Source organism: Betaproteobacteria bacterium (assembly GCA_016720855.1).
Lineage (GTDB): Bacteria > Pseudomonadota > Gammaproteobacteria > Burkholderiales > Usitatibacteraceae > FEB-7.
Genome location: JADKJU010000001.1, coordinates 1,288,847 through 1,314,022, shown reverse-complemented (window position 1 = coordinate 1,314,022; position 25,176 = coordinate 1,288,847). Strand labels below are relative to the sequence as shown.

23 protein-coding genes and 1 pseudogene are annotated in these 25,176 nt (G+C 68.6%); 19 read left to right on the top strand and 5 right to left on the bottom strand.

Features of this window, described 5'->3' with window-relative positions:
• Nucleotides 1-17 precede the first annotated feature (17 nt).
• Together IPP91_05755 and IPP91_05750 are read left to right on the top strand one after the other, a co-directional pair.
• Entirely contained in the window at nt 18-434 is a 417-nt protein-coding gene (locus tag IPP91_05755) for a heme-binding protein (protein MBL0141567.1), read from the top strand.
• A 44-nt stretch (nt 435-478) separates the two neighbouring features.
• Nucleotides 479-1,825, top strand: coding sequence for an amidase (locus IPP91_05750; protein ID MBL0141566.1), 1,347 nt, complete (start codon nt 479-481; stop codon nt 1,823-1,825).
• Here IPP91_05750 and IPP91_05745 read toward each other — a convergent pair.
• Nucleotides 1,741-2,448: a hypothetical protein gene (locus tag IPP91_05745; protein ID MBL0141565.1), complete on the bottom strand. Its 708-nt coding sequence runs from the start codon at nt 2,446-2,448 to the stop codon at nt 1,741-1,743. The genes IPP91_05750 and IPP91_05745 overlap by 85 nt on opposite strands.
• A 75-nt stretch (nt 2,449-2,523) precedes the next feature.
• On the opposite strand from IPP91_05745, the gene IPP91_05740 reads away from it, so the two are divergent.
• The 3 genes and pseudogenes from IPP91_05740 to IPP91_05730 all read left to right on the top strand — a co-directional run bounded on the left by IPP91_05740 (nt 2,524) and on the right by IPP91_05730 (nt 3,964).
• Nucleotides 2,524-2,901, top strand: a complete 378-nt coding sequence (locus tag IPP91_05740) for a YbaN family protein (protein MBL0141564.1) — start codon at nt 2,524-2,526, stop codon at nt 2,899-2,901.
• A gap of 188 nt (nt 2,902-3,089) precedes the next feature.
• On the top strand, nt 3,090-3,230 hold the full coding sequence (locus IPP91_05735) for a DUF4372 domain-containing protein (GenBank protein ID MBL0141563.1): 141 nt from the start codon (nt 3,090-3,092) through the stop codon (nt 3,228-3,230).
• 557 nt (nt 3,231-3,787) lie between these two features.
• Nucleotides 3,788-3,964: pseudogene (locus tag IPP91_05730) on the top strand (IS4 family transposase).
• Nucleotides 3,965-4,036: 72 nt separating this feature from the next.
• On the opposite strand, the gene IPP91_05725 reads toward IPP91_05730, so the two are convergent.
• A complete protein-coding gene (locus IPP91_05725) occupies nt 4,037-6,931 on the bottom strand; it encodes an EAL domain-containing protein (protein MBL0141562.1) in 2,895 nt (964 codons plus the stop codon).
• A 193-nt stretch (nt 6,932-7,124) separates the two neighbouring features.
• On the opposite strand from IPP91_05725, the gene IPP91_05720 reads away from it, so the two are divergent.
• The 4 genes from IPP91_05720 (at nt 7,125) to IPP91_05705 (ending at nt 9,591) form a co-directional block, all read left to right on the top strand.
• Complete coding sequence (locus IPP91_05720; GenBank protein MBL0141561.1) at nt 7,125-8,027, top strand: ROK family protein; 903 nt, start codon at nt 7,125-7,127, stop codon at nt 8,025-8,027.
• Between the two features lie 82 nt (nt 8,028-8,109).
• Nucleotides 8,110-8,712, top strand: a complete 603-nt coding sequence (gene msrA, locus IPP91_05715; protein ID MBL0141560.1) for a peptide-methionine (S)-S-oxide reductase MsrA — start codon at nt 8,110-8,112, stop codon at nt 8,710-8,712.
• On the top strand, nt 8,709-9,356 hold the full coding sequence (locus IPP91_05710; GenBank protein MBL0141559.1) for a polyisoprenoid-binding protein: 648 nt from the start codon (nt 8,709-8,711) through the stop codon (nt 9,354-9,356). Before msrA ends, IPP91_05710 begins: the two co-directional genes overlap by 4 nt.
• Nucleotides 9,357-9,381: 25 nt before the next feature.
• A complete protein-coding gene (locus IPP91_05705) occupies nt 9,382-9,591 on the top strand; it encodes a KTSC domain-containing protein (protein ID MBL0141558.1) in 210 nt (69 codons plus the stop codon).
• A 257-nt stretch (nt 9,592-9,848) separates the two neighbouring features.
• On the opposite strand, the gene IPP91_05700 is transcribed toward IPP91_05705, so the two are convergent.
• The gene (locus tag IPP91_05700; GenBank protein MBL0141557.1) at nt 9,849-11,060 is read right to left on the bottom strand and encodes an MFS transporter; all 1,212 of its coding nucleotides are present in this window, start codon (nt 11,058-11,060) and stop codon (nt 9,849-9,851) included.
• Between the two features lie 38 nt (nt 11,061-11,098).
• Nucleotides 11,099-12,937 carry a FecR domain-containing protein gene (locus IPP91_05695; GenBank protein MBL0141556.1) on the bottom strand — a complete coding sequence of 613 codons (1,839 nt, stop codon included), beginning with the start codon at nt 12,935-12,937 and terminating at the stop codon, nt 11,099-11,101.
• 290 nt (nt 12,938-13,227) lie between these two features.
• On the opposite strand from IPP91_05695, the gene IPP91_05690 reads away from it, so the two are divergent.
• The 10 genes from IPP91_05690 to IPP91_05645 all read left to right on the top strand — a co-directional run bounded on the left by IPP91_05690 (nt 13,228) and on the right by IPP91_05645 (nt 24,573).
• Nucleotides 13,228-16,284, top strand: a complete 3,057-nt coding sequence (locus IPP91_05690; protein ID MBL0141555.1) for a hypothetical protein — start codon at nt 13,228-13,230, stop codon at nt 16,282-16,284.
• 127 nt (nt 16,285-16,411) lie between these two features.
• Nucleotides 16,412-18,841 carry a S9 family peptidase gene (locus IPP91_05685; protein MBL0141554.1) on the top strand — a complete coding sequence of 810 codons (2,430 nt, stop codon included), beginning with the start codon at nt 16,412-16,414 and terminating at the stop codon, nt 18,839-18,841.
• A 14-nt stretch (nt 18,842-18,855) separates the two neighbouring features.
• Nucleotides 18,856-19,317 (top strand): histidine phosphatase family protein, encoded by a 462-nt coding sequence (locus IPP91_05680; GenBank protein MBL0141553.1) that lies wholly within the window; start codon nt 18,856-18,858, stop codon nt 19,315-19,317.
• A gap of 70 nt (nt 19,318-19,387) precedes the next feature.
• Nucleotides 19,388-19,597, top strand: coding sequence for a heavy-metal-associated domain-containing protein (locus IPP91_05675; protein ID MBL0141552.1), 210 nt, complete (start codon nt 19,388-19,390; stop codon nt 19,595-19,597).
• Nucleotides 19,598-19,755: 158 nt separating this feature from the next.
• Nucleotides 19,756-21,897: a copper-translocating P-type ATPase gene (locus IPP91_05670; protein MBL0141551.1), complete on the top strand. Its 2,142-nt coding sequence runs from the start codon at nt 19,756-19,758 to the stop codon at nt 21,895-21,897.
• Nucleotides 21,898-21,915: 18 nt separating this feature from the next.
• Nucleotides 21,916-22,365 carry a Cu(I)-responsive transcriptional regulator gene (gene cueR, locus IPP91_05665; protein ID MBL0141550.1) on the top strand — a complete coding sequence of 150 codons (450 nt, stop codon included), beginning with the start codon at nt 21,916-21,918 and terminating at the stop codon, nt 22,363-22,365.
• Between the two features lie 34 nt (nt 22,366-22,399).
• On the top strand, nt 22,400-22,735 hold the full coding sequence (locus IPP91_05660) for a copper-binding protein (GenBank protein ID MBL0141549.1): 336 nt from the start codon (nt 22,400-22,402) through the stop codon (nt 22,733-22,735).
• 5 nt (nt 22,736-22,740) lie between these two features.
• Nucleotides 22,741-22,944, top strand: coding sequence for a heavy-metal-associated domain-containing protein (locus IPP91_05655; GenBank protein MBL0141548.1), 204 nt, complete (start codon nt 22,741-22,743; stop codon nt 22,942-22,944).
• Between the two features lie 23 nt (nt 22,945-22,967).
• On the top strand, nt 22,968-24,002 hold the full coding sequence (dmeF, locus tag IPP91_05650; GenBank protein ID MBL0141547.1) for a CDF family Co(II)/Ni(II) efflux transporter DmeF: 1,035 nt from the start codon (nt 22,968-22,970) through the stop codon (nt 24,000-24,002).
• Nucleotides 23,983-24,573: a DUF924 domain-containing protein gene (locus IPP91_05645; protein ID MBL0141546.1), complete on the top strand. Its 591-nt coding sequence runs from the start codon at nt 23,983-23,985 to the stop codon at nt 24,571-24,573. The genes dmeF and IPP91_05645 overlap by 20 nt, the downstream gene beginning before the upstream one ends.
• 17 nt (nt 24,574-24,590) lie before the next feature.
• Here the strand turns inward: IPP91_05645 and IPP91_05640 are convergent, their stop codons facing one another.
• Nucleotides 24,591-25,139, bottom strand: a complete 549-nt coding sequence (locus IPP91_05640) for a GNAT family N-acetyltransferase (GenBank protein MBL0141545.1) — start codon at nt 25,137-25,139, stop codon at nt 24,591-24,593.
• Nucleotides 25,140-25,176 lie beyond the last annotated feature (37 nt).

Below are 25,176 nucleotides of genomic sequence, written 5' to 3'. Positions count from 1 at the left end.
CCCCGATGCCCATCACCTTGCCCACCAAGACAACACTCACCCTGGAAGCGGCCAGGCTCATCTCTGCCGCCGCCGAAGCGCGAGCGCTCGCGGGCGGCTGGAAGGTCGTGATCGCGGTGGTCGACGACGGCGGTCACGCCCTCTGCCTGCAAAGGATCGACGGTACCCAGTCTTCCAGCGTCGCGACCGCACTCGGCAAGGCCAAGGCCGCGGTGGCCTTCAAGCGCCCCACCCGGTTGCTGGAGGAAATGGTCAACCAGGGTCGCTATTCGTTCCTGTCGGCCCCGGGCGAGCCGGTGCTGCTGCAGGGGGGCCTGCCGATCGAAATCGACGGCCAACTCATTGGCGCAATTGGGGTTTCTGGCGTCAAGGCGAGCGACGACGAGATCATCGCCCAGGCCGGCATCGACGCCCTCAGGCAAGCCCTGGCTTGAAAGGGTGGGTTGGCCGCGACCGGTTCCCCCGGCAGAATAGCGGGATGGAGCCCCACACCCTCGGCCTTCGCGCCCTTTATGCCGCCTTCAAGGACGGCCGCTTCACCGTCCCGGACTACATCCAGGCTCTCAACACGCGCGTGGCGGCCCTGGAGCCGCGCATCCAGGCCTTCGAGTGGTTCGAGCCGGCGCGAGCCATGGCCGAAGCCGAGGAGCGCTCCGGGGGCATCCTGAAGGAATTGCCCCTCTACGGCGTTCCGGTGGGGGTCAAGGACATCATCGCGACGCGCGGCATTCCCACGCGCATGGGCTCGCGCATCTTCGCCAACCACGTGCCGGGGCGTTCCGCCGGCATCGTGCGGCGCCTGGAGGCGCTGGGCGGCCTGGTGATGGGCAAGACCGTCACCACCGAATTCGCCTTCCGCCACCCCGGCAAGACGCGCAACCCGTGGAATCCTGCCCATACTCCCGGCGGCTCGTCGAGCGGGTCGGCGGCGGCGGTGGCGGCGGGGTATGTGCCGGTGGCCATCGGCACGCAGACATTGGGCTCGATCATCCGGCCCGCGGCCTTCTGCGGCATCGTGGGCTACAAGCCGAGCTTCGGGGCGATTTCGCGCGACGGGGTCTTCCCGTTCAGCCGGACCCTGGACCATGTGGGCGTCTTCGCACGCTCGATCGAGGATGCGGCGTGGTTCGGCGCCTGCCTCATGGGACTGGATTCGCGCGACGAGTCCACGGGGATCCGTGCCGGCATGCGCTCGCTTTCCGTGCCCCTGGCGCCGCTGGGGCATGCGCCGCGGCTGGCGATGGTGAAGACGCCCAAGTGGTCGATCGCCTCCGAAGCCCAGCGCGCCAACTTCACCGAAGCCGTGGCCATCCTCAAGGACGCGGGCGCGCTGGTGCGCGACGTGCCGCTGCCTCCTGCGTTCAACGAAGCGTGGAACGTCTCGGGCTCGATCATGGACTACGACGCGGCGCGCGGCTTCGCTTCTCTCGAATCGCGCCACCGCCTGCAGATGTCGCGTCCGCTGACCGACCTGCTGGATCGCGGCAAGGCCATCACGGCGGAGCAGCAAGCGAAGAACCTCGCGCGTCGCGAGGAATATCGCCGCTGGCTGGACGGGCTCTACGACGGCTGCGACGCGATCGTCACGATCCCGGCTGCGGGCGAAGCACCCGAGGGTCTCGGCAGCACCGGGGATGCCACGTTCTGCTCGCTGTGGACGATGGCCGGGCTTCCGGCGATCACCATGCCTTCGGGGCGCGGCCCGCGCGGCCTGCCGCTGGGGCTGCAGGTCGTGGGGCGTTATCGCGAGGACGAGCGCGCGCTGCAGGTCGCGGCCTGGTGCGAGGCCGTGCTGGGCGTGAGGATGGGGCTCGCGGGCGGCTGACGGCGCCACGCGGCGACGGTGCTCACCACGAGCATGTCGAGCGCCGCGTAGAAGGCGCCCGCCGAGAGCGGCGGGTTGTCGGTGACGAGCCCGAGCCAAGGCACCTCGCGGCGCCAGGCCCAGTTGCCCAGCCACGTCCCCCACAATTCCATCGCGAGTGACAGCACCAGCATCGTTGCGTACAGCTTGCGCGAGTTCGACAGGAACATGCAGGCGAGGAACAGCGCGAAGAGGAACGGGCCGAACGTGTCCCGGCCGGTCCACGCGAACGCAGCGACGATCGGGAGGGCCATCGCGGCGATCCACCATTCGGCGCCGTCCTGCAAGCGGGCGGCGATTTGCGTACCGAGGTAGAAGAGCAGGACATGCCCCGGCGGCACGAAGAGCGGGATGTTGCCGAGGCGGTAGTCGTACAGGCCCCACCCCAGCGAGAGGAACACTTCGCCGGCGGTGGCGTAGACGAGGCAGGCGAGGAGGGCGGGGCGTTGCGCGGGAGCGGAGGCGAACCAGAGGCGGGCCAGCACGGCCCACGCGAGGACGTTCACGGCGAGCTGGCCGTGGACGCCCGCGTGCTGGTCGACGAAAAGCCCGACTGCGATGGTCGCGACGATAAGCAGGTTCATGGCGCGCATTCTAGCGTGGGGGCGCCCCGGTGCCCTGCGCGCGTCCACGATTCGCGCGCGGTGCGGATCGCCCTCATGAGCGCGGGTTTCGTCGCGGTCGGCCTGGGAGTCGCGGGGATCGTTCTCCCGGTGCTGCCGACCACGCCCTTCATGTTGCTCGCCGCGGCGTGCTTCGCGCGCTCCTCGCCGAGGTTCCACCGATGGCTCCTCGACCACAGGACCTTCGGCCCGATCGTCTCCGAATGGGAGCGGCATCGCGCCATCCCGTGGAAGACGAAGCTGTGGGGCATCGCGCTCATGTCGGGCACGCTGGCCGCCTCCATCACCTTCTTCGTGAAGCCGCCGTGGCTCAAGGCCGCGCTCGCGCTCTTCGGCGTCACCCTCGCCCTCTGGCTCTACCGCATCCCCTCCCGCGACCACCCGCGCAGAAAGGGGACAGACCCCTTTATCTGAAAAGGGGTCTGTCCCCACTACTGTCCGGTTAACGTGACGGGGTGAGACAAAAATGTCTTATCTGACGAGACGTTACGGATGATTCAGCTTGGTGCCGACTTGAATGTGATTGCCGGTTTCGGCGATGTTCTCGGGTATCACAAGCCGGGGACGCTCATGTACGTGGCAAGACGCTGTTCGCGCAGATCATGGACTTCGTGCCCTGGACGAGTTTCCGGCGCATCGTGACTCGCTACGGTGGCGACCAACGCGTGCGCACACCCAATTGCGCCGAGCAGTTCCGCGTCTTGGCGTTTGCACAGCTGACGGGCGGGAGGCCTTCGCGATAGCGTGCCGCGACTGGCGAATCTGGGCCGATTTCGCGCAAGTGCTGATTCGCCGGGCGCGCCCGCCCCCCGACCCCTGCGGGATCTGGCCAACACGGTATACGCGCTGGATACGACCACCATCGACCTGTGCCTGTCGGTGTTTCCGTGGGCGCACTTCTGCTCGACCAAAGCCGCGGTGAAGATGCACCCTGCTCGATCTGCGCGGCAACATCCCGAGCTTCATCCACGCAGCGACGGCAAGCTGCACGACGTCAATGTGCTCGATCTTCTGGTGCCCGAGTCCGGCGCCTTCTCCCCCCGGCGCCCCCCCCCCCCCCCCCCCCCCCCCTCCCCTTCCCCCCCCAGGCGGCGGCGTTCTTCGTCACCCGCGCCCGATCGAACATGGATGCCAGGCGCCTGTACTCCGCCCCAGCGACCGCAGCACCGGCGTGATCTGGGACCAAACCATCGCCCTCAACGGCTTCTGCGAGAAACGACTCCCCCGAGCGGTGCCGGCCGCCGCGCCCCCCCGCGGCTTCAAGTGGATCCCCGCGGACAAGCGCTTCTGGCACCCCCCCCAGAACGCCGTCAAGACACAAATCTGGACGGCCGTATCCGTCTACGTGCTGGTGGCCATCGTGGAAAAGGAGTTGCATCTCGAAGCCTCGCTCTACACGCTGCTACAGATTCTCTCGGTCACCGTATTCGAAAAATGCCGCTGCAACAAGCCCTTGTCGACGATGCGCGACTCTTGACCAACCCCCTCAACCCCAACCAACTGACTCTTCTCGGTTTTTAACCGGACAGTAGTGGTCTGTCCCCTTTTTCTAGCGGGCGGCGCGGCGGCGCTCGACGAAGTTGGGCCGCACGATCACGGCCGAGGTTTCGGCGCGTTGCGCCACTTCGCGCGGGTGGGCGACGGGGAAGGGCATCTCGAATACGTAGCCCTGCGCCATTTCCACGCCATAGCCGCGCAGGATGTCGAGCGTGTGCTCGTCTTCCACCGCCTCGGCGACCACCTCCTTGCCGAAACCGCGGGCGATATCGAGCATGGCGCGCACGAACACCTGATTGTCGCGCTCGCGCGCCAGGTTCTTCACGAACAGGCCGTCGATCTTGATCACGTCCACCGGCAGCTGCTTGATATAGGCGAAGGTCGAGTAGCCGGCGCCAAAATCGTCCAGGCAGACCTTGCAGCCGGTGTCGTGCAGGTCGAGGATGAACCGCTGCGCGTCGCGCATGTCGCGGATGGCCGCCGTCTCCGTGATCTCGACATAGAGCCGCGCCGGATCGACGCCCCGCGCGGAGAGCTGCGAACGGATGTAGTCCGTCATCCCGGGCTCGTCGATCGAGCGGCCGGAAATGTTCACCGCCACGGGCGCCAGGGATGCGTCGGCGGCCAGCATGTCGATCACGTGCGCCACCACCCAGTGGTCCAGGTCGATGATGAGGTTGGACTTCTCCGCGAAGCCGATGAACGCGCCGGGCAGCAGGAGCTTGCCGTCCGGGCCGTCCCGCATCCGCACCAGGGCCTCGTGGTGGCGCCGCTTCCGGGTCGTGGTGTCGAAGATGCCCTGCAGGTGAATCTCGAAGCCGTCGTTGCGCAGCCCGAAGCGGATGCGATCGTTCCACGTGACGAGCGAGCGCTGGCGCAGCGTCGCGGTGTGATCGGGTCGATAGACGCGCCAGGTGTTCTTGCCGGCATCCTTGGCCTGGTACATCGCGGCGTCGGCGTGCGCGATCAGGTCCTGCGGCGTCGCCGCGTCCCTGGGGTACACGGCGATGCCCAGGCTCGAGGTGAGGGAGAGGCGCACCTCGCCCAGGGTGAAGCTCATCGCGCCCACCACGCTCATCAGCCGGTCGGCGAGCAGGTGCAGGTGCTCGTCGCCGATGTCGCCGACCACCAGAGCGAACTCGTCGCCTCCGATGCGCGCGAAGAACTCGTTGCGCCTGAGGTGCGTGCGGATCTCGCCGGCCACCTGCAGCAGGACCGCGTCGCCCATGCGATGGCCGAAGAGGTCGTTCACGCTCTTGAACTCGTCCAGGTCGAAGAAGAGCAGGGCCAGGCGCTGCTTCTCCCTCGACGCGTGGTCCATGCGCTCGGTCAGCTCGCGCTCGAAGCGGCGCCGGTTGTACAGGCCCGTGAGCGGGTCGCGTTCCGCCAGGAAGGCGAGCTGCGTCTCGCTCTCGCGGGCCAGCGTGATGTCCTCGTGGATGAGCACCGCACCCAGGCTCGTGCCCGCCAGGTCCTGCACAGGGCAGACTCGCAGCCGCAGGATGCGCCCGGACCGGAGCTTCAATTCCTCCGCGGGGGAGACATGGCGGCTCGCCACGAGGTCCGGCAGCCGGGAGGTGAAGGCTTCCAGGTCGGCCACCACATCCTCGGCGAGTTCCAGGGCCTTGACGAGCTCGAGCCCCAGCACCGCTTCGTGAACCGGGATCGACCAGACCTCGGCGAAAGCAGGGTTGGAATAGATGATCTTGCGCGACGGATCGACGAGCGCCACGCCGAAGTCCATCGCGGACAGGAGCGACAACAGCCGCGAGCGCTCCATGCGCAGGCTCTCGGAAGTGAGCACCTGCAGGTCGTTCACCTCTTCGAGCCGCGCCAGCGTGCTGCGCAGGCTCATTTCCGTGTCCTTGAGCGCCTTGATCGAGTTCAGGCTCGAGCGCAGGCCCAGGAATTTCCCGTCCGGCGCGTAGATGGGCTGCCAGGAATTGCTCACCCACTCCACGGTGCCGTCCTTCTTGAGGACGCGGAATTCGAAGTCGGAACCGGTCGATTGCGCCGCGAGCGCCGCCACGCTGCGTTCGAAGGCGGCCTCGCGGTCGTCAGGGTGGATGCGCGAGAACGGGAACTCGCGGTCGGCCAGGCATTCCTCGGGCGTGTAGCCGACGAGCCGTTCGACCGACTTGTTGATCCACAGGAGGCGCCCGGTGGGCCCGAACCAGAGTTCCACGTCGTAGGTGTAGTCCGCGAAGGCGTGGAAACGCTGCCGGCTCGCCTCCAGGTCCGACATCCGCGCCTGCACCTGGCCGGCCATGTCGTTGAAGGCGCGAGCGAGGAGCCCGACGTCGTCGGTGTCATCCTGCCGGATGCGGATGGAATAGTCGCCGCCGGCGATGCGCTCGGAGGCACTGCGCAGCCGCTCGAGCCGGCGCGCGAGCGGGTTCACCACCACGAGGAAGATGAGGACCGACATGAAGAACGCGCTCGTCGCCTTGAAGATCGCGTCCGCGAACTGCCGGTCGATGGCCTCGCGCCACGGGGCGGTGGTGATTCCCACGTGGACGTTGCCGACGGTCCGCTCCCCCAGAGCGAGGGGAAACATCGTGTCGAACCTTCCCTTGGGCAGGGAGGCTTCGAGCGTGGCGTCGAGACCGGGCAGGGCCTTGCCAGCCGGCCAGCCTTCTGCGGCGATGATGCGGCCCTCGCCGTCGTGCACGACGAGGTAGGTCATGCCGCGCATGCGGCGCACCGCATCGATCGCTCTCACGATCTGCAGCGCGTCGTCCCCGGCGAGCGCCGGCGCCAACGCGGCATTGAACAGCGGACGGATCTGGGAAATGGAGGACTGGAACTCCGCCTCGGCGCGCGTGATGTCGAACTGGTGCCCGTGCCACACCAGGAAGGCGAGGCTCGTGGCCTCGAAGAGGAGCAGCGACACCACCAGCTTCGCGCGGAGCGACAGGGAAACGAGGGCGCGAACGGAAGCGATCATCGGTGGAGTCGAATCGTCCTTAAAAGGCGTGCCCGGGCCGGGTGTGCCCCCGGCCCGGGCTTTCGCCAAAGTGCGCGCTTGCGGGGTTGTTCACTGCTTGTGGCCCCACTATCGGTTCGCGCGCTCGCAAGCGGTGTGACGTGGCTCACACCGCGAATTGCACCTGAAATATTCGGCTATAGTCGCGCCACGCATGGAACGAATCGGCATCGACCTGGGCGGCAGCAAGATCGAGATCGCGGTCCTCGACGACACCGGCGCCGAGGTGCTGCGGCGGCGCGTCGTCACGCCAGCGGGGGACTACGCCGCGATCCTGGACGCCATCGCGGGGCTGGTCGCGGATGCCGAGCGCGAACGCGGCGTGCGCTGCGCGGTCGGCATTGCCATGCCGGGCGCCCTGTCGCTCGCCACCGGGCTCGTGAAGAATTCCAATTCCACCCGCCTCAATGACCGGCCGTTCAAGGCGGACCTCGAATCGCGCCTGGGCCGCGAGGTGCGGCTCGCCAATGACGCCAACTGCTTCGCGCTGTCGGAGGCGGTGGACGGCGCGGCGCGAGGCGCGTCCATCGTGTTCGGCGTGATCCTCGGGACGGGTGTGGGCGCAGGGATCGTCGTGGAGGGGCGGGTTCTCACCGGGGCCAATGCAATTGCCGGGGAGTGGGGGCACAACCCGTTGCCGATGGCCGGCGACGAGGACAGGCCCCTTCCGTCCTGCTATTGCGGGCGCCGGGGCTGCGTCGAATCGTATCTTTCGGGGCCGGGCCTGGCCGCGGACCACGAGCACGCCACAGGCGAGCGTCTCGAGACCGCCGAGATCGCGCGTCGCGCTGCCGGTGGCGATGCCGGATGCGAAGCGACGTTGTGCCGGTACGAGGGGCGCCTCGCCCGGTCCCTGGCGATCGTGATGAACATCGTCGATCCGGACGTGATCGTCCTGGGCGGCGGGCTTTCGAACCTCTCGCGGCTCTACGACCGCGTGCCGCGCCTTTGGGGTCCGTGCGTGTTTTCCGATGAGGTGCGCACGCGCCTCGTGCCGCCGGTCCATGGGGACTCGGGCGGCGTGCGCGGCGCGGCGTGGCTTTGGGGCCGGCCATGAGATCCTGCGGGGCGCCGGGAATTCCCGGGACCCGGCGCGGTCGAACGACGCACCCCATCCCGGTTCCCGTGCGGAGAAGTCGATGCGAGTCCTGAAGATCCTCACCCTCGTTGCAGCACTGGCTGTCCCGGCCGGCGCCCTGGCACAGGCCGCCACCGAGAAAGCCACCTTCGCCGGCGGCTGCTTCTGGTGCATGGAGCCGCCCTACGACGCGATTCCCGGCGTGATCTCGACCACTTCCGGCTACATCGGCGGGCGCACCGCCAACCCCACGTACGAACAGGTTTCCTCGGGCTCGACCGGGCACACGGAGGCAATGCAGGTCGTCTATGACCCGAAGAAGGTCACCTACGAGAAGCTCCTCGAGGTGTTCTGGGTGAACATCGATCCCACGGTTCGCGACCGGCAGTTCTGCGATTCCGGGACCCAGTACCGCACCGGGATCTTCTATCACACCGAGGCGCAGCGGAAGGCGGCGGAAGCCTCGAAGGCCGCGCTCGAAAAGTCGAAGCCCTTCAAGGCGCCCCTCGTCACGCCCGTGGAGATGGCCGGAACCTTCTACCCCGCCGAGGACTACCACCAGAACTACTACCTGAAGAACCCGGTGCGCTACAAGTTCTACCGCAACGGCTGCGGACGCGACGCGCGGCTGCGCGAGTTGTGGGGCGACAAGGCGGGCAAGTGAGCGACGATTCCCGGCCACGCGATCGGGAAGGGGCGTTCGAGCGCCGCGCGCCGATGTCCGCGGCGGTGCTGCTGGCCGCGATGGCGATGCCGGCGTGGTCTGCCCCTGAAGACTTCGTGGTCGACCCGGGCCATACCTACCCTTCGTTCGAGGTGAGCCACCTCGGCATCTCCACGCTACGCGGGCGATTCGAGCATACAACGGGGAGCATCGCCCTCGACCGCGACGCGGGAACCGGCTCGATCGACGTCACCATCGACGTGAGCGCTCTGAGCACGGGTAACAAGTTGCTCGACGCGATGCTCAAGGGGGAGGATTTCTTCAGCGCCGAGCACTTCCCGGCGATGACCTATCGCTCGCGCTCGATCGTGTTCGAGGCCGGCGTCCCGAAGCGGACCACGGGGGATTTCACGCTGTTGGGCGTCAAGCGCCCTGTCGTTCTGGACATCGTGCGCTTCGGCTGTACGCGGCTGCCGTTCTTCGTGCGCCTCACGTGCGGCGCCGACGTCGTCGCGACTGTCAATCGCTCGGACTTCGGCATGACCGCCTACTCCAGCTTCGTGGGCGACGAAGTGAAGATCGCAATCCAGATCGAGGCAGTCAAGCAGGAACCCGCGGCGGAACCGGCGCCGGCGGGCGGTTGAGACGGATCCGAAAGGGAGGAAGGCGATGGAGATGAAGAGGCTGAACGCCACGGGCCTGCGAGCCGCGGGATACGACGAGAAGAACCGGACGCTGGTCGTCGAGACCACGGCGGGCACCTACGAGTACGCCAACGTGTCGCCGGAGGTGTACCGGCGCCTGATGAGCTCGCCTTCGGCCGCGAGCTACTACCGCGAGTCGATCGAGGAGGAGTTCACCGGCCGAAAGCTGCGTTGAAGCGGAACCGGCTCGACCGAGGCGGCCCCGCCGTGACGATGCGGGTTGGATAGCGGCGCGTCGGGAAAGGGGTCAGGAATAAAAAATTGGCTGGGTTTGTTTTTTGGTTTTGGCCAGGTCAAGTTGCCTCGGGAATCGCTGTCCGGACCTCAATCGCAATAGGTCCGGATTTCGCAGTCGATGGCACCCTCATCTGGCCAAAACCAAAAAACAAACCCAGCCAATTTTTTATTCCTGACCCCTTTCCCCTGCTTCGCCTACGCCACCGCCCTCGCCACCGGCTGCGGGACCTCCTCGCGGATCGGGATGTTGACCACGGCGGCTGCCGCGGCGAGCGCCATGTCGGCGTACCACATCCATTCGTAACTGCCGGTGTGCTGGATCGCCAGCCCCCCCAGCCACGCGCCGAAGAACCCGCCGATCTGGTGCGACAGCAGCGTGAGGCCGAAGAGCGTGGCGAGAAAGCGCGTGCCGAAGAGCTTGCCGACGAGCCCCGCCGTGGGCGGAACGGTCGCGAGCCAGGTGAGCCCGAGCACGGCGGCGAAGGCATAGAAGGTCGCCACCGTCTTCGGCAGCAGGAGGTAGATGGCCACCGCGATGGCGCGCGTGCCGTACATCCAGAAGAGAATCCACTTCATGCGGTGCGTCTGGGAGAGCCACCCCGCGCCGAGGCTGCCGGCAATGTTGGCCAGTCCGATGATGGCGAGCGATGCCGCGGACACCGACGCGGGCAATCCGCAGAGATCCACTTCGCCCGGCAGGTGCGTCACCAGAAACGCGATGTGGAACCCGCAGGTGAAGAAACCTGCGTGCAGGCACCAGTAGCTCGGATCCCGGAATGCTTCCGCAATCTGTCTCGATAGTGTGAGTCCCGGTGCCGTCGCGCCGTGCGGCGGCTCGCCCGGCCGCTCGCGAAACGCGACCGACATCGGAATTGTCGCGAGGGCCGCGACGGCCAGCGCCCAGAGCGCCGTGACCCAGCCCGCGACGCCGATGAGCGCCTGCGAGAGCGGCGCGAACACGAACTGCCCGAAGGAGCCGCCGGCGTTGATGAACCCCGAGGCAAAGGCACGCTTCTCGGGCGGGATGCGGTTGGCGGCCGCGCCGATGAGTATGGAAAAGCTGCCGGCGCCGGCACCCGCCGCGGCCACGACGCCCAGGAAGAAAACGAGGCCCAGGCTCGATGCCATGAACGGCGTTGCCGCGAGCCCGATGGCGAGCAGCAGTCCCCCGGCCATCATCACGCGCACCGGCCCGACGCGGTCGGCGATCGCGCCGAAGACAGGCTGCGCGGCGCCCCACACGAACTGGCCCACGGCGAGCGTGAAGCTCACCGTGACGATGCCGAGCCCCGTGTTCGTGTTGAGCGGCGAAACGAAGAGCCCGAGCGACTGGCGGATCCCCATGGTGACGGCGAGGATCGCCGCGCCCGCGATGGCGAGGCTCCAGTAGGGACGGTTGGTCGGCATGCGCGGAGACTAGCATCCCCGCGCAGGCCGGAAAATCTTCAGCCTCCCTGGCCTTGCTCGGCGGGTTTATCGACGGGCCGCCCGGGCTTCGCCGACGGCAGCGACGGTGCGGGCTGAGCCGACGGCTTGCCTGTCGATGGCGTGGGTGCGGGCTGGGCCGACGGCTTGCCTGCCGATGGCGACGGTGCGGGCTGGGCCGACGGCTTGCCTGCCGATGGCGACGGCGCAGGCTGGGCCGACGGCTTGCCTGCCGATGGCGATGGCGCGGGCTGGTGGGACGGCTTGCCTGTCGATGGCGACGGTGCAGGCTGGTGGGACGGCTTGGCCGCCGTATCCGACGTGCGTGGCGGGCGGGCATCGTTGCCGCGTGACTCGGGCGGCTTTGTGCGCCCCGACGAAGCCTCGGGGGGCTTCGCACCCGAAGCGGGATACGCGGGCACGGGCCGCGCGACGCGCGATGGCTGCGAGGACGGCATCGACGGATAGGAAGGCGCTGCCACCGGCTTGGTCGCCGGCGTGCCCGGCAGCGCGGGCGAGGCAGGCCGCGAATTGACGCCGGGCTCCCCGCGCGCGGGCGGGCGAGTGCCTCCCGTTGGCGGCGTGCGGTCGGACATGGAGGGCCGCCCCGAGTAGCGTGGCGGCAGGACCGAGGAGCCGGGCACGACCGGTTGCGCTGCCACGACGTCGCGGCTGACGGACGTGATGACGCTCTGGACCGGGCGATGGGAGCCGAAGTTCTCTCGAGGCACGACCGTGGCGCCGCGATCGCGGTTGTCGTAGTGCGGGTAATTGCGATCCCGTCGAGGGGGAATCACGACGCGGTTCACGTTGTTCACGTAGGTGACGTTGGTCGAGTACCAGGGCTGGTAGCGGTCATAGGGAGACAGCGGATACCAGCCGACGACGTTCGCGGGCCCCGTGGAGATCGAGACGCTCCAGCCCGGGCGGCCCACCCAGCCCACCAATGCCGGCGCCCAGATCGGCCGCGATTCGTAGCGGCCCGGGTACCAGCCCCAGCGGTTGCCGATGTATGCCCAGCGACCGTAATGGGAGGGCGCGTAACCCCAGGGCGCATCGTCCACCCACGACCAGCCCCAGGGGCGGACCCAGGTCCAGCGGCCATATCGATAAGGCGCCCAGTCCGCGACCACGCGGGTCGGGTACCAGACGGCGCCGTATTCCGGCTCGTTGCGCCAGACGCCGTAGTCGTCCAGCTCTTCCCACCCCGTCATCTGCTGGGGTACGTAGCGTGCCGCTTCCCGCTGCTCGAGCCGCTGGTCGCGGGCGATCGCCCAGTCGTCCAGGGCGGAGGAAGTGGCCGGCTCGAGCTCGTACCCCGGGCGTTCTCCGCCTGTCACGCGCACGCTTCGGCCGGTATCGACGCTGATGAACCCGCCGGCGCTCTCGAGGCGCGCGTTGCCCGACAGGACCGTGAGCCGCGATTCGCCGCGCTCGGGGTCCGTGTCCACGCGATAGCGGCCGGTGCCGCGAAGCTGGAAGCGCGCTTCGGGCGTCGCGACGTAGTAGGACTCGCGCGGGTCGAGCTCGCGAATATGGATCGCCAGGGAGCCGCGCGCGACGTGGGCGCGGAAGGTCTCGTCGTCCAGCCGGACGATGTCGAATTGCGTGACCTCGCCCAGGGCGATGGCGGTGGCGCCAAAACGGACCTCGGCACGCGAGCGCGGATCCGTCCAAACCGAGTTCTCGCTCGTGAGCGTGCTGTTGACCTGCGCGCCTTCCCAACCCTGGGCAGGATCGACAAAGACGGAGGCCTGCCCCTCGATGAGGGACAGCCGCGCCACGCGCCCGGGGGGATCGGCCCACGTGACGAGAGGAACCAGGGCGAGAGATGCCAGGAGTGCGGAAAATCGGGTCATCAGGGACATTTCACACCCGTTCATTGCCGGCGAATTACCGGTTCCATCATCCCATAACGTTCCAGTCCGCCAATCGGAGGACACGGCTCCCGGCATCGATCTTTCGCGCTTCGCCGTTGGCCGCGCAGGTCCCCGTCGAGCGGGATTTTCCAACACCCTGAATTCATGCCATTATTGCCCCCGACGCGATCGCCGACACGGAAGCGCGGGCGGTTCGCTCATCAGGGCCGGGTTAAAAGTCCGCCGGCTGCCTTCCGCCACCGAAGAAGAACTCGCCCGGGACCCAAGGGATGGACAACACCACCGTCTTCACCAAGACCGCGAAGGGCATCACGCAGGTCAACCAGCGTTCGGCGTCCCTGTCGAAGGACTTGATGCGCATTCTCAAGCTCGTCGACGGCAAGTCCACGCTGGCCCAGATCATGTCGAAGGCCGAGCTCGACAAGCCCGTCCTCGAGAAGGCCCTGGCGACGCTCATCCGCGACGGGTTCGCGCGCATCTTCGAGACGCGCAAGGAAGCCGACCCCTTCGGCGAGGACGACTTCGACTTCACGGCGCCCGGCAAGCTGCCCGGGCAGACGCAGCGCGTCGTGGCCGCCGCCGCCCTCGACATCAGCGAACTCTCCCGTCAGCAGGAGAAAGCCGACGCCGACCGAAAGGCGCGCGAGAACGCGCAGGTGGCCGCACGCGAGAAGGCGAAGCACCAGGTCGAGGCGCGAGCGACGGCGGAGGCCGATGCCCGGGCCAAGGCCGAAGCGGAAATGCGCGCCATGGAACAGGCGAAGCGCGCGAAGGAGGCTTCGGAGCGCGCCAGGGCCGAGCTCGAAGTGAAGATGCGCGAGGAAGAGGCGCGCAGGAAGGCCGTGGCAGAGCAGCAGGCGAAGCTTGCCGCCGAGAACAAGGCCAAGGAAGAACTGGTGAGCCGGCAGCTTGCCGAACTGAAGGAGAAGGCGAAGGCCGAGGCCGATGCCCGCGCTCGCAGCGAGCTCGAGGCCAGGGTGCGCGAGGAGGAGGCCAGGAAGAAACAGGTCGCCGAGCAGGTGGCGCGCGCGGCCGCCGAGGAGAAGGCGAAGGAGGAAGTGGAGTCCCAGCGGCTTGCCGAGGCGCGGGCCAAGGCCGAGGGCGAGGCCCGGGCGCTGGCCGAGGCGCGCACGCGTGCCGAGGCCGAGGCGCAAGCGCTCGCCAAGGCGCGAGCCGAAGCCGAAGCGGCCGCCCGGCGCCAGGCGCAGGAAGTGGTCGCCTCCGAGCAGGAACTCAAGGAGCGCCTCAAGGAGGAGATCGAGGCGCGCATCCGGGGCGAGATGGAAACGCTCCTGCGCGACGAGATCGGGGAGAAGGCCCGGGCCGAGATGCAGGCCGAGATCATGGCGGAGGCGCGCCTGGCCGCGAGGGCCGAGCTCGAAGAGCGCCTGCGCGAGGAACGCGAGGCGTTGCAGAAGGCCGAGATGGAAGTTCGCATCCAGGCGGAGAAGGCGGCGAAAGAGCGCGGCGACCACGAGGCGAAGCTGCGCGCCGAGGCCGAGGCAAGGGCCGCGGCCGAATCCGTCGCGCGCCAGAAAGCCGAGGAGGAGACACGCCGGCTTCGCCACCTGGAGGCGCGCGCCCGGGAAGAGGTCGAGAGGGCCGCCCGCGAGAAGGCCGAGACGGCCTCGGCCGCGGCGCGCGAGCGTGCGGAAGCCGCTTCGCGCCTGGATGCCGAGCGTGCGGAAGCCGCTTCGCGCCTTGATGCGGAGCGCAAGGGGAAGATCGAGGCCGAGGCCCGCGCGATGGTCGAGGCCGAGGAGCGCGAGCGGCGCGAGAAGGAGCTCGCCGGCAAGATCGACGCCGAGCGCAGGGCGCGCGAGGAAGCCGAAAAGCGCGCGCGCATCGAGGCGAAGGCCCGCGAGTCGGTCGAGGAGACCACCCGCGAGAAGGTGACGGCCGAGATCGAAGGCGACATGACGCGCCGCGCCGAGCTGGAAGGCAAGGCGCAGGCCAAGGCTTACATGCAGGCCAAGCAGCAGGCCGAGCTGGACGAGGACTCGAAGATCCGCGCCGAGCAGGAACGCAAGGCGCGCGAGATCGCGGACGTGCTGCGCACCCGGGTCGAGCCCGATGCCGAGGAGTCCGCCACCCCCGCCGCCAGGCGCCGTCCGCGCAAGAAGGTCAACTGGGTGCGCAACATCTCGGTAGGACTGGCCGTCGTGGTGATCGTCGGGGTGGGCCTGCTGCACGTGGTGCCCCTGCGCGGGTACGCCAACACGCTGGAGAAGGGCATCGGTGGCTGGCTGCACGAGGACGTATCGATTTCCAACCTCCAGTTCACGCTCATCCCGTCTCCGCACCTGAAGATCGAAGGGTTCGCGGTTGGCAAGGCGCTCGATGCGAAGGCCTCGCACGGCAACGTGTACGTGGACATCCCGGCGTTGCTCGCAGGCCGGGTCGTGGTGAACTCGCTGGAACTCGAGAACGTCTCGATCACGGGCGATGCGCCCCGGCGCATCTTTTCCTGGGGCAAGGTCGAAGGCAAGAAAGCCGCGGCACAGATCGATTCCATCCGCCTGCGCAATGTGAAGCTCGACGTAAAGCCGGAGTTGAAGCCTTTCGAGGCGACGCTCTCCTTCGGCGCGGACGGCGCGTTCAGGAACGCGAGCCTGTCCGGCGAAGGCAAGTGGAATGCCACGGTGCGACCGCGCGAGGCCGAATACGAAGTGACCTTCGCCGCGCGCAACTGGGAGCTGCCGCTGGGCGCCCCCGTGCCGGTGAGCGAAGTGTCGGCAAAGGGCGTGCTCACGGCGAACGACATCACGTTCTCGGAGTTCGAGGTCGACGCGCTCGAGGGCAAGGTGAACGGCACGCTCAGGGTGAGCTGGGGCCCGACCGTGAAGCTCGCCTCCGACCTCTCCCTTGCCCGCGTGCGTGCGGACCAGTTGATGGGCTCGTTCACGCGCGACATCGCGGTCACCGGCAAGGTCGAAGGCAATTTCGCGGTGACGGCGGAATCGGAGTCACTCGCGACGCTGCTGTCCTCGCCGCGGGTCCAGGGCAAGTTCCGGCTGGCCGACGGGTCGGTGTCCAACTCCGACCTCGTGGCGGCCATGCAGTCCTCCGACGCGGCGGGGCGCGCGGGCGTGACCAAGTTCGCCGAGCTGACCGGTGAGTACGGCGCGGGCGATGGGCGTGTCTCCTACCGCAACCTCAGCCTGCTGGGCGGAGTGCTTCGGGGCGGCGGCAATATCGACGTTGCTGCCCATGGCGCCTTGTCCGGCCGGCTGTCGGTGGAGATCCGCTCCAACGTCGCGCAGGACAGGGGCTCGTTCGCGGTGACCGGAACTGTTGCCAAGCCGATCCTGCGCCGCGGAGGCTGACCCCGAATTGAATCCCGCACCGCCCGAAGGCGCTGCGGGCTCGCGCGAGCCGCTCGTCCGCGAGGACGAGCGTGCGCGCAACGCTCGCGGCCCTTCGGCCCGTCGCCACCTTTCCCGAATCGCTCCGATGAATCGCTTCGCTGCCTTCCTGCTCGTCCTGGCGCTGCCCCATCCCTGCCTTGCCGACACCGTTCCCGCCGCGCCGCCTCCCGCTGCGACGCCTTCCGCTACAACGCCTTCCGCCGCGACGCCTCCCGCTACAGCGCCTTCCGCTGCAACGCCTCCCGCTGCGATGACTTCCGTTGCGCCGCAGCCACCCGCGGTGGCCGTGGGAACTGTCGAGCCGACGCATCCGTTTGCGGCGGTGCGCGAGGTGCGCGAAAGGCTGCACGGCGATGAGATCGTGGACCCCTACCGGTGGCTCGAGGACGTGAAGTCGCCCGAATCGCAGGCGTATTTCCGTGCGCAGGACGAATACGCGCGCCGGGAACTCGCCCGCATTCCCGGCCGCGCGGCCCTGGCCGGGCGCATCCGGGAGCTTTCGGCCGCGCAGGTGTCCGTGCGCAGCCTTGCGCTCGCCAACGGCAAGGTGTTCTACCTGAAGCTTTCGCCGGGGAACGCGACTGCCGTGCTGTGCGTGCGCGACGGGTTCACCGGGCCCGAGCGCGTGATTCTCGACCCCGCGCGGTTCTCGTCCGGGGATGCGCGCGCCACGATCGACTGGTATCAGCCGTCGCCGGACGGCCGGCTCGTGGCCTACGGCGTCTCGTCCGGTGGCACGGAGGACGCCACATTGCGCGTTCTGGAGGTGCGGGACGCGCGCGACACCGGCGTGGCCATCGACCGCGCGCGATTCAACTCCGGCCTTGCCTGGCACCACGACAGCCGCGCGTTCTACTACGCGCGCATTCCGGAAGGCGGTCGTGCCGACGCCGCGCACCGCTATGCGGGAATCCGCCTCTATCGCCATGTGGTGGGGCGGCCGGCGGCGCAGGACGAGATCGTCTTTGCTTCCGGCGCGGGAGGCGCGCGCGACGTGCCGGAGTTCGTGTACCCCTCGCTCGTGGTGCCCGAGGATTCGACGCACGCCTATGCCGTCGTGCGGCATGGCGTGCGCCGCGAGATCTCGGTGCACGTGACGCCGGTGAGGGAACTGGCGAAGGGCCTGCCGCGCTGGACGAAGATCGTCGATTTCGAGGACGGCGTGACTGCCATCCAGGCATGGAAGGACGACCTCTACCTGCTCACCCACAAGGGGGCGCTGCGCAACCAGGTGCTCGTGATGAAGGTGGGGAGCTCCGAGGTATCTCGGCCGAGGAAGGTGGTGCCGGAGGGCGACACGGTCATCCTCGGCATGGCGCTCGCCGCCGACGCGCTGTACCTGCGCACGACGGTGGGCGGGCTGGAGCGGCTCGAACGCCTGAACCTGGGGTTCGGCGCCTCGCGCACGCCGGAGTTCGTGAAGACCGAGTTCGACCTGGCCATCACGCAGCTCTTGACGCATCCGCAGCGACCTGGCGCGGTGCTGCTCCTGCAGGGATTCCTCGAGGCGCCCGCGGTGGTGACGGTGGAAGCCAGGACGGGAAACCTGAAGAACACCGGGCTGCAGCCGGCATCGCGCGCGGACCTTTCGGGGATGGACGAGGTGCGCCTGTACGCACCCAGCCACGACGGCACGAAGGTGCCCGTGACCCTTCTGTACCGCAAGACGACGATGCTTACCGCCGACAACCCGACGCTCCTCATCGGCTACGGCGCCTACGGCATCTCGCAGACGCCTTACTTCGATGCGACGCGGCTCGCCTGGCTCGAGCGGGGCGGCATCATCGCCTTCGCGCATATCCGCGGCGGCGGCGAATACGGCGAGGAGTGGCATCGCGCCGGCCAGAAGGGGACGAAGGAAAACACGATCCTCGATTTCGTCGCGTGCGCGGAATTTCTCGTGAAGTTCGGCTTCACGAGCCCGAAGCGACTGGCGATCCAGGGCACGAGCGCGGGCGGCATCCCGTCGGCGGGGGCAATGGTTCGCCGGCCCGACCTCTTCGCCGCCGTCGTTCCGCGCGTGGCGGTGCTCGACATGCTTCGCTTCGAGTTCACGGCCAACGGGCCGGCCAACATCCCGGAATTCGGTTCCGTGGCGACGCGCGAAGGGTTCGATGCACTGCGCAGGATGTCCGCCTATCATCAGGTGAAGGACGGCACCGCCTACCCGGCGGTCCTGCTCACCACCGGCATGAACGACCCGCGCGTGGACCCGTGGCAAGCGGGCAAGATGGCCGCTCGCCTGCAGGCCGCCACCAGCAGCGCAAAGCCCGTGCTGCTGCGCGTGGAGTGGCAGGGAGGTCACGGGCGCGGCGCGACCCGCGAGCAACGCGAGGAGGAACTCGCCGACATCTATGCCTTCCTCCTCTGGCAGTTCGGGAGCGAGGGATTCGTGCCTGTCGCGGAGGTCCCGGCCGAGATTCCGTCCGGCGTTCCTTCCGGGGTTCCGGCAGGCGTTCCGGCCGTGAATCCGGTCGCCGCGCCGGCCCGCGATGCCGTCGACGCCAAACCCTGAACGGAGCGAAGAAAATGGAACTGGTCCTGTGGCGCCATGCGGATGCGGAAGTGGGTGTGATGGACATGAAGCGCGAGCTCACCGACAAGGGTCGCAAGCAGGCGGCGAAGATGGCGCGATGGCTGCGGCCGCGCCTGGAAGGGCAGTGGCTGGTTCTTTCGAGCCCCGCCGTGCGCGCCAGGCAGACGGCGGAGGCGCTCGACCTCGATGTCGACGTGCGCTCCGCATTGGGGACCTCGGCGACGGAGGAGGCGCTCCTGAACGAAGCCGGCTGGCCCGCCGGTGACGGGAACGTGATCCTCGTGGGCCACCAGCCGACCCTCGGGCGCCTGGCGGCGCGCCTCCTGACCGGGCATCTGCGCGATCTGAGCGTGAAGAAGGGCGCGGTGTGGTGGTTTTCCGGCAAGTACGACAAGCGCGCCGGGCTCAATGAAACGATCCTTCGTGCGGTGATTGCGCCCGACCTGGTGGATTGAGGCTTGGGTATTGACCTTCCCACGGTGGGAAGGTGGACAGTGGCGGCGTGAACTCCCAAGGAGACGCGCCATGATCGAAATCGCCGTCAGCGACATGACCTGCGGCCACTGCGCCTCGGTCATCACCAGGACCGTCAGGGAAATCGACGCCGCCGTCGGCTGCGAGATCGACCTCGCTGCCAGGCGGGTGCGCATCGCGAGCACCAGGCCGGCGCAGGATTTCATCGCAGCCATCGCCGGGGCGGGCTACACGCCGGTGCTTGGCAGCCCGGGACCCTAGCCGTGGCCGTCGATGTGCCTGTCTCGCCCTCGCCCCAACCCTCTCCCGGGTGGAAAGGCGGTGCCATCTCCTCGCCCGGCACCTCCACGCGCGGCAAACGGGGCATTGCGGACCCGGAAGGCGTCCGCGTGAACCTCATCGACCTGAAGGTCGAAGGGATGACCTGCGCCTCGTGTGTGGCCCGCGTCGAGAAGGCGCTGCTGAAGGTGCCGGGCGTGGAAACGGCGAGCGTCAATCTGGCCACGGAAGTCGCCACCGTGCGGGCGGCCGGATGGGTCGCGCAGGCTGCCATCGCGGCCATTCGCGGCGCCGGGTACGAGGCATCGGTGCAGGAAGAAGAGGCCCCTCGTGAGGCGCCGAGAGCCGGCATCCGCCGCGACACGCTGGAGCTCGCGGCCTGCGCGTTCCTCACCGCGCCGCTCGTCGTGCCCATGGTCGCCGCCCTGTTCGGCGTGCACGTGATGCTTCCGGCATGGCTGCAGTGGCTGCTTGCCACGCCCGTGCAATTCGTGTTCGGCGCCCGGTTCTACCGTTCCGCGTGGAAGGCGCTCGCCGCGCGCGCCGGAAACATGGACCTGCTGGTCGCGATCGGGACCACCGCCGCGTATGGCCTGAGCGCCTATCTCGCGCTCGCCCACGGCAGCGCGCACCTCTACTTCGAGGCCTCGGCGGTGGTGATCACGCTGGTGCGCACGGGCAAGTGGCTCGAGGAGCGCGCCAAGCGCCAGACGACTGAGGCGATCCGGGCGCTGGCGGCGCTGCGGCCGGAGACGGCGCGCCTGCTCGAGAACGGCGAGGAGCAGGTGGTGCCCGTGGCGCGGCTGAAGGTGGGCGACCTCGTCGTCGTGTTGCCCGGCGATCGCGTGCCCGTGGATGCGGAAGTGACCGAAGGCGAGACTCACGTGGACGAGTCCCTCCTCACCGGCGAGAGCCTGCCTGTGGCCAAGTCGCCCGGAAGCCGCGTGACCGGCGGCTCGGTGAACGCCGAGGGTCGACTCGTCGCGCGCACCGTCGCCGTGGGCGCGGAGAGCACGCTCGCGAGGATCATCCGCGCCGTCGAGTCGGCGCAGGCGGCCAAGGCGCCCATCCAGCGACTCGTCGACCGCGTGAGCGAGGTCTTCGTGCCGGCCGTGGTCGCGATCGCATTCCTCACCTTTCTCGCCTGGGGCTTCTTTACCGGCAACTGGGAAGCCGCGGTCCTCAATGCCGTGGCGGTGCTCGTCATCGCCTGCCCGTGCGCGTTGGGGCTGGCCACGCCCACAGCGGTGATGGTCGGCACGGGCGTGGCCGCGCGCCACGGCATCCTCATCAAGGACGCCGAGGCGCTCGAAGTGGCCCATCGCACGCGCGTCGTGGCCTTCGACAAGACGGGCACGCTCACCGAGGGCAGGCCCTGCCTCGTGGAAGTGGTGCCTCTCGACATCGATCGCGGGAAGGCGCTCGCGCTTGCGGCCGCCGTGCAACGCGGCTCTACCCATCCGCTGGCCAGGGCGGTCCTGGATTCGGCGCAGCGCGAGCTCGTGCCGGTTCCCCCGGCGCGGGATCTGCGCACCGTCTCCGGCCGCGGAGCCGAGGCTCGCATCGGGGATCGCACGGTCGCGATCGCGAGCCGGCGCTGGGTGGACGAGCTGGGAGTCGACGGCATCGACCGCCTGGAGGGCGACGCCGCGCGGCTGCAGGCGCGAGGGCTCACCGTGTCGTGGCTCGTCGAGTCGGCGCCCCGCCTGCGAGCGCTGGCGCTCCTCGCTTTCGGCGACGAGGTGAAGCCCCGGTCAGCGGGTGCGATCGCGAAGCTGCGTTCGCTCGGCCTCGTGACCGTGCTCGTCACCGGGGACAACCGCGGCGCGGCGCAGGCCGCCGGCCGGGCTCTCGGCATCGAGGAGGTTCTGGCCGAGGTGCAGCCGGAGGAGAAGGCGGCGGTCGTCGCGAGGTTGCGCGCGGCGCACGGGGCGGTCGCGATGGTCGGCGACGGCATCAACGACGCGCCGGCGCTCGCCGCCGCCGACATCGGCATCGCGATGGGCACGGGCACCGATGTCGCGATGCACACGGCGGGCATCACGCTGATGCGCGCGGACCCGTCGCTGGTGGCCGACGCGCTGGACATCTCGCGCCGCACCCATGCGAAGATCCGGCAGAATCTCTTCTGGGCGATCGTGTACAACCTGGTGGGCGTGCCGCTCGCGGCCCTGGGCCTGCTGTCACCCATGATCGCCGGCGCCGCCATGGCGCTGAGCAGCGTGAGCGTCGTGTCCAACGCGTTGCTGCTCTCGCGCTGGAAGGCGCGTGCGCGAGACTGAATGTCCGGAGGCGACACCATGGCGCAGACGAAATACTTCGAGCTTTCCGACGCGCGTCGCGAGGGCTTCTTCAACATCGGCGAGGCCGCCGAGGCCTCGGGCGTGTCGGCGAAGATGATCCGCCACTACGAGGAGATCGGACTCGTGCCCAAGGCGGGGCGAACGCAGGCCGGCTACCGAATCTACCGCGAGGCCGACGTGCACATGCTGCGCTTCATCCGCCGCTCGCGCGACCTGGGCTTCACGATGAAGGAGATCGCCGGGCTCCTCGGCCTGTGGCAGGACAAGCGCCGCGCGAGCGCCGACGTGAAGCGCCTGGCCGGCAAGCACCTGGCCGACCTCGACGCGCGCATCGCCGAGCTGAAGGGCATGCGCCGCACGCTGGAGCAGCTGGTCCATTGCTGCCATGGCGACGAGCGCCCGGATTGTCCCATCCTCGACGATCTCGCCGGGGCCGGACCGGCATAGAATACGGGTCGAGAACCCTTCAGGAGAACGATCGATGAAGCAGGCTTGGATCCTCGCCGCGACCCTCGCGGTCGGCATTGTCCCGTTGGCCGTGGTGGCCGCCGACACCCCGCCGGCGGCCGCGGCGAAACCGAAGGCTGCCCCGCTAACGGCGGGCGAAGTGAAGAAGGTCGACCGGGAAGCGAAGAAGCTGACGATCAAGCACGGCCCGATCGAGAACCTGAAGATGCCGCCGATGACGATGGTCTTCCGCGTGAAGGACCCGGCCATGCTCGACGGCCTGGCGCCCGGCACCCAGATCCGCTTTCACGCGGAGGAGGTCGAGGGCGGCCTGCTCGTGACACGGCTCATGGTCTCGAAGGCGAAATGATGGCGATCGAATTCACCGTGCAGGACATGACCTGCGGACACTGCGCCGCCACCATCACCGAGGCGGTGAAAGCCGTCGATCCCGATGGGCGCTGCGAGATCGACGTGGCCGCCAGGCGCGTGAAGGTGGCAAGCGCGTTCTCCCCCGAGCGTATCGCCGCGGCCATCAGCAAGGCCGGCTTCTCGCCGGTGCCGATCGCTTCGGCCTGAATCGCACCGCCCGCAACGGCGCCATGGCGCTCCACGACCTCTCCGCCTGGCGGCACGGGCACGCGTTCGACCCCGGCAACAGGGCGGGCGAATCCCGAACATGGATCGTCGTGGCCATCACCGCCGTCACGATGGTGGCCGAGATCGTCGGCGGCTGGATCACGGGGTCGATGGCGTTGCTGGCCGACGGCTGGCACATGGGCACGCACGTCGTGGCGCTGTCGATGGCGGGCATCGCCTATGCCCTCGCACGCCGCTGGTCGCGCGACGAACGCTTCGCCTTCGGGACGTGGAAGATCGAGGTGCTGGGCGCCTTCTCCAGCGCGCTGGTGCTGGCCATCGTGGCGCTGGCGATGGCGGTCGAGTCCGCCATGCGACTGGTGAACCCGCACGAAATCGCCTTCGAAGCGGCGCTCATCGTCGCCGTGGTGGGACTCGTGGTGAACGTGGTGTCGGCCTTTGTTCTCGCCGGCCACGACCATGGCCACGATCATGACCATGACCACGACCATGACCATGGCCACGATTACGACCATGGCCACGATCACGACCATGACCACGATCAGGATCACGGGCATCGCCGGCATGACCGAAAGCACGATCACGGCGACCTGAACCTGCGCGCGGCCTATATTCACGTGCTGGCCGACGCCTTCACCTCCGTGCTCGCGATCGTGGCGCTGGCCGCCGGGATGTTGGCCGGCTGGGCATGGCTGGATTCCGTCATGGGCATCGTTGGCGCGGCGGTGATCGCGTGGTGGTCGAAGGGGCTCCTCGCGCAGTCGGCGCGCGTGCTCCTCGACCGCGAGATGGATTCGCCGGTCTCCCGGCAGGTGCGCCTCGCCATCGAAAGCGACGGCGATGCCGCCATTGCCGACCTTCACGTCTGGCGCATCGGGCGTGCCCAGCATGCCTGCATCGTGACGATCGTCGCGCGCGAGCCGCTCACGCCCGACGGCTACCGCCAGCGCCTCTCGGGCATCGCCTCGCTCGCGCACGTTTCGATCGAGGTCAACCGCTGTCCGCACGAGAACTGCCCTGAGCCGGGACTTGGATAGCGAGGCGCGCGAGGTCCTTGCGTTCTGGTTCGGGGACCCGGGGTCGCCCGACCATGGACGGCCGCGGCCGGAGTGGTTCCGCAAGGATGACGCCTTCGACGGGGAGATCCGGCGCCGCTTCCTGGCGCTGCAGGCGAGCGCCGCGCTGGGCGAGCGCGAGGGCTGGCGCGGGGATCCGGATTCGCTCCTCGCGCTGATCGTCGTGCTGGACCAGTTCTCGCGCAATCTTTACCGGGACGATCCGCGGGCGTTCTCGCAGGACGCGATGGCGCTCGACTGCGCGCAGCTCATGATTTCGCAGGGCTGGGATGCGGCGCGCCTGCCGGTGGAGCGGCAGTTCGCCTACCTGCCGTTCGAGCACGCCGAGGACCCCGCGATGCAGGACCGTTCCATCGCGCTCTTCGCGACGCTGGAGGCCTTCCCGGAAACGAAGGGATTGACGCCGTGGGCGGAGAAGCACCGCGTGATCGTGCGCCGGTTCGGGCGGTTTCCGCACCGGAATGCGGCGCTGGGACGGGAATCGACGGCAGAGGAAATCGCGTTTCTGGCGGGGCCCGATTCCCGGTTCTGAAAAAAAGGGACAGACCCCTATTCCCGGAAAGGGGTTTGTCCCATTTTCTCGATGCGGAACAGGACTTGCCTGCGCACCGGGCTGCCTTCGGCAATCCGCGGGTGGTCGAACTCCCTTTCACGCCGCATGCCCAGGCGCTCCATCACCGCTGTCGATCGCCTGTTGCCGACGGCCGTGAAAGAGACGATCTCGGTCAGCCCCAGTTCGCCGAAGCCGTAGGCGAGCACCGCCCGCGCGGCCTGCGTCGCGTAGCCCTTTCCCCAGGCGCCGTGCGCGAGCCGCCACCCGATCTCGGTGCACGGCGTGAAGAAGGCCTCGAAGGCCGGCACCGCGAGGCCGGTGAAGCCGATGAAGGGCTCGCCTCCAGTCTCCTCGACGGCCCAGAGTCCCCAGCCCTGCGCATCCATCTTCGCCATGATGCGACGGGCCATTGCGTCGCTTTCCGCGCGCGTCGGCACCGACGGGAAATGCTCCATCACGCGTGCGTCCGCGTTCATGGCCGCGAAGGGCTCGAGGTCTGATTCGCGCCAGGGGCGAAGGAGCAGGCGGTCAGTGGAGAGCGTCATGAGGCGCGGCGCAATCCTCCGTTGCCGCGACGCCGCC

What these genes read in the sequence shown, in the direction of transcription:
- IPP91_05750 (MBL0141566.1), top strand. Translation starts at nt 479, where the DNA reads ATGGAGCCCCACACCCTCGGCCTTCGCGCCCTTTATGCCGCCTTCAAG.
- IPP91_05745 (MBL0141565.1), bottom strand. Translation starts at nt 2,448, where the DNA reads ATGAACCTGCTTATCGTCGCGACCATCGCAGTCGGGCTTTTCGTCGAC.
- IPP91_05740 (MBL0141564.1), top strand. Translation starts at nt 2,524, where the DNA reads ATGAGCGCGGGTTTCGTCGCGGTCGGCCTGGGAGTCGCGGGGATCGTT.
- IPP91_05735 (MBL0141563.1), top strand. Translation starts at nt 3,090, where the DNA reads ATGGACTTCGTGCCCTGGACGAGTTTCCGGCGCATCGTGACTCGCTAC.
- IPP91_05725 (MBL0141562.1), bottom strand. Translation starts at nt 6,931, where the DNA reads ATGATCGCTTCCGTTCGCGCCCTCGTTTCCCTGTCGCTCCGCGCGAAG.
- IPP91_05720 (MBL0141561.1), top strand. Translation starts at nt 7,125, where the DNA reads ATGGAACGAATCGGCATCGACCTGGGCGGCAGCAAGATCGAGATCGCG.
- msrA (MBL0141560.1), top strand. Translation starts at nt 8,110, where the DNA reads ATGCGAGTCCTGAAGATCCTCACCCTCGTTGCAGCACTGGCTGTCCCG.
- IPP91_05705 (MBL0141558.1), top strand. Translation starts at nt 9,382, where the DNA reads ATGGAGATGAAGAGGCTGAACGCCACGGGCCTGCGAGCCGCGGGATAC.
- IPP91_05700 (MBL0141557.1), bottom strand. Translation starts at nt 11,060, where the DNA reads ATGCCGACCAACCGTCCCTACTGGAGCCTCGCCATCGCGGGCGCGGCG.
- IPP91_05695 (MBL0141556.1), bottom strand. Translation starts at nt 12,937, where the DNA reads ATGACCCGATTTTCCGCACTCCTGGCATCTCTCGCCCTGGTTCCTCTC.
- IPP91_05690 (MBL0141555.1), top strand. Translation starts at nt 13,228, where the DNA reads ATGGACAACACCACCGTCTTCACCAAGACCGCGAAGGGCATCACGCAG.
- IPP91_05685 (MBL0141554.1), top strand. Translation starts at nt 16,412, where the DNA reads ATGAATCGCTTCGCTGCCTTCCTGCTCGTCCTGGCGCTGCCCCATCCC.
- IPP91_05680 (MBL0141553.1), top strand. Translation starts at nt 18,856, where the DNA reads ATGGAACTGGTCCTGTGGCGCCATGCGGATGCGGAAGTGGGTGTGATG.
- IPP91_05675 (MBL0141552.1), top strand. Translation starts at nt 19,388, where the DNA reads ATGATCGAAATCGCCGTCAGCGACATGACCTGCGGCCACTGCGCCTCG.
- IPP91_05670 (MBL0141551.1), top strand. Translation starts at nt 19,756, where the DNA reads ATGACCTGCGCCTCGTGTGTGGCCCGCGTCGAGAAGGCGCTGCTGAAG.
- cueR (MBL0141550.1), top strand. Translation starts at nt 21,916, where the DNA reads ATGGCGCAGACGAAATACTTCGAGCTTTCCGACGCGCGTCGCGAGGGC.
- IPP91_05660 (MBL0141549.1), top strand. Translation starts at nt 22,400, where the DNA reads ATGAAGCAGGCTTGGATCCTCGCCGCGACCCTCGCGGTCGGCATTGTC.
- dmeF (MBL0141547.1), top strand. Translation starts at nt 22,968, where the DNA reads ATGGCGCTCCACGACCTCTCCGCCTGGCGGCACGGGCACGCGTTCGAC.
- IPP91_05640 (MBL0141545.1), bottom strand. Translation starts at nt 25,139, where the DNA reads ATGACGCTCTCCACTGACCGCCTGCTCCTTCGCCCCTGGCGCGAATCA.